Annotated in this window: 3 protein-coding genes; 1 reads left to right on the top strand and 2 read right to left on the bottom strand. The window is 44.4% G+C overall.

Features of this window, described 5'->3' with window-relative positions; translation table 11 throughout:
- Positions 1–167 precede the first annotated feature (167 nt).
- The gene (locus F6K20_RS35710) at positions 168–1,412 is read right to left on the bottom strand and encodes an RNA-guided endonuclease InsQ/TnpB family protein (RefSeq protein ID WP_008184921.1); all 1,245 of its coding nucleotides are present in this window, start codon (positions 1,410–1,412) and stop codon (positions 168–170) included.
- Positions 1,413–1,685: 273 nt separating this feature from the next.
- Here F6K20_RS35710 and F6K20_RS35705 point away from each other — a divergent pair, with 273 nt between their 5' ends.
- On the top strand, positions 1,686–1,826 hold the full coding sequence (locus tag F6K20_RS35705) for a hypothetical protein (RefSeq protein ID WP_154659808.1): 141 nt from the start codon (positions 1,686–1,688) through the stop codon (positions 1,824–1,826).
- A gap of 69 nt (positions 1,827–1,895) precedes the next feature.
- On the opposite strand, the gene F6K20_RS35700 is transcribed toward F6K20_RS35705, so the two are convergent.
- Positions 1,896–2,057, bottom strand: coding sequence for a hypothetical protein (locus F6K20_RS35700; RefSeq protein WP_287297982.1), 162 nt, complete (start codon positions 2,055–2,057; stop codon positions 1,896–1,898).
- Positions 2,058–2,088: the final 31 nt, after the last annotated feature.

Genomic DNA, 2,088 nt, shown 5'->3' with positions numbered 1-2,088 from the left:
CGGGAATCGGGAGTCGGGAGTCGGGAGCGGTGCGACCCGTGGCGAATTTAATTCGACGACTGTAAGCGCACCGAGGGAGTCGGGAGTCGGGGGAGAAAGATTTTGTCTGGATATCGTAAGTTTGGGCAATTATCGGGATTTGATGTGACGTACTCCCACACTGACCTTTACAGGTTCAGTGTGGGCTTCTTGCCAACACCACCCAACGGTTCGGTTGCTCGGCAAGCTTTACTTCTGACGGGACGTCCCACCGCCAAATTCAATATATTCCTGGCCGCATTTACATCTCTGTCCTCGGTATATCCACAATGAGGACAAGAATGAATGCGGTCTTTTAGTTCTTTGGGCACTTTTTTGCCACAATTGGAACAGTTTTGACTGGTGTTCCGAGGATTTACTGCTTTCGTTCTCAAACCAGCATTTAAGGCCGTAGGCCACGCTACGCGAACGGCTTTGTTTGACAATATTGACAGGAATTGACCCCACCCAGCATCTAACACTGATTTAGCTAGCTTAGTCCTGGCTAGTCCTTTGATATTCAGCTTTTCATGAGCTATTAGATCGTGGTCAGCTAATAGCTCTTTTGCTGTCTTAAAATGAAAATCTTTTCTAGTATCTGCGACTTTTTTGTGAGCCTTTCCAAGTTTTAGTACAGCCTTTTTTCTGTTATTGCTACCTTTCTTGGAACGGCTCACAGTTTTCTGTATTTTCTTTAATCGCTTTTGGGCTTTACGATAGTACTGAGGAATTGGTACCTCTGACCCATCAGACTTGACCAAGAAGGACTTAAGTCCCATGTCTATCCCGATAGGGTTAGCCACATTTTCTAGTGGTAAGATTTCTGGAACTGTGTCATCTTGGATCGAAAGCGTGACGTAATAACCATCAGCCTTTCGAGTTATAGTAGCAGTCTTTACCTTGAAGCCTTCAGGGATAGGTCTGTGATAGATCATCTTAACTTTTCCAAACTTAGGAAGAGTTAAGGTGTTTCCATCTATAGGACTTTTGGACAAACAAGGGAAAGTGAAAGACTTATACCTGTTTTGGCCTTTGAATCTAGGTCTTCCGCTCTTCTTTCCGTTGCAGTATCCTTTTAGGAATCGCTTAAAAGCTAAGTCAACACGCTTTACACAGTCTTGTAAAACTTGAGACTGAATATCAGCGTACCAAGGTCTATCCTTTTTTAATTGAGGAAGGGTTCGTTTCTGTGAAAAATAGTCTGGATTATCCCTTAATTCTGGGACATTACAAATAAGAGGACAAGAATTGATTGAGCAGCGGCTTTGCTCGTACCATCTAAATCTATCAGCCAGTAAGTAGTTGTACTGGTGTCGAAGCATATCTAGCCATTTTTCTACTTTCTGTGCCTGTTCTTTTGTTAGTCTTAGCCGGTACTGATACGCTGCTATCATCGTTGCTGCCTCCTGTTTTTCGACCTATACTTAGTATAGCGCAAGTATTTACAGGTGTCAACGCACAATGAAGGATAAAAATTTGATGATTAGATTGACTGATTTTGAAAAAAGGCAACTAAGACAGGAAGCCGATCGTAGAGGTATGACCAACTCTGAGTTGATAAGAAGCTTGATAGCTCGTTTCCCTGATCCGAAAGAGTCTGTGTAAAATTCATCCCACACCTATGCTACGCATTAGGATGTGGGGCTTCTTTTACCGGACAGCTAACTATGGGATTGGCCAAAGGCCAGGCTACGCGATTGGCCTTTGGCCACGCTACGCGATCGCATGGTTGTTTAACAGTTAGGCTTCCGCAACGGTTAGGTTTCCGCAACGGTTACTATAGTCGATGCGATCGCATAGTTGATTAAATCTCTAGACGTAAGCTATCAGTTATCAGCTATCAGCTATCAGCTATCAAATGTCGGCCTGTGGCCAAACTACTGTTGGCGCAGCGTGCGCGTAGCGCAATCAGTACTTTTGAATAAAATAAGCTGACGGCACCTCAAGTAGCGTGAGCTAAAAGCTGACCGCTGATAGCTGACCGCTGACCGCTGACAGCTGACCGCTGATAGCTGATAGCTTAGGTTGCTGTTACCCACAAGGAACATTCAACGCGCCATTTTTCTTCAG

Origin of the sequence: Moorena sp. SIO2C4, from assembly GCF_010672485.1 — a bacterium.
In the GTDB taxonomy this organism is placed as follows: Bacteria; Cyanobacteriota; Cyanobacteriia; order Cyanobacteriales; family Coleofasciculaceae; genus Moorena; species Moorena producens.
The sequence above is the reverse complement of the archived record's forward strand: the minus strand, read 5'-3'. Positions and strand labels throughout refer to the sequence as shown.

Coding starts and splice junctions, on each gene's coding strand:
- F6K20_RS35705 (WP_154659808.1), top strand. CDS start 1,686: ATGGGATTGGCCAAAGGCCAGGCTACGCGATTGGCCTTTGGCCACGCT.
- F6K20_RS35710 (WP_008184921.1), bottom strand. CDS start 1,412: ATGATAGCAGCGTATCAGTACCGGCTAAGACTAACAAAAGAACAGGCA.